The 333-nt window shown below is 52.0% G+C and carries 1 protein-coding gene; it reads right to left on the bottom strand.

The annotated features are described in order from the left end of the window. Positions 1 to 90 precede the first annotated feature (90 nt). A partial coding sequence (locus KK062_RS30160; RefSeq protein WP_254088098.1) for a hypothetical protein occupies positions 91 to 333 on the bottom strand: 243 nt, incomplete at its 5' end.

Here is a 333-nt window from a genome sequence, read left to right as displayed (position 1 = left end):
AATAATAGGCGTTGGAATGATAATTCTACTCATTTTCGTCATGCAAATGTTTGCGGAAATGCGGAACATACAGAAAGACAATAGTTTACGTTATTTTCGCCAGAAGGTCAGTTCACTCATATTGCTGTTACTGCCATCGCCGTTCGCCACGTGCAGCACCCGTATGCGGATATACCGCACCGGCGGCAAGCCACGCAGGAGGTTGATGGTTAGGGGTGCCTGGCCGTCATCACTTCGGCGAACCTCCTGCAGCAACGTCCAGCCTTTCGCCAGCGCTTCATCTTTCCATCCCGGATCGTTACCGGCTTTTGTTGTTTCCGCCCCCTCCAGGTC

The organism is Dawidia cretensis, assembly GCF_018598175.1.
Taxonomy (GTDB): Bacteria; Bacteroidota; Bacteroidia; order Cytophagales; family Cyclobacteriaceae; genus Ohtaekwangia; species Ohtaekwangia cretensis.
Note: the sequence above shows the minus strand (reverse complement) of the source record. Positions and strands in the feature narration are given on the sequence as shown.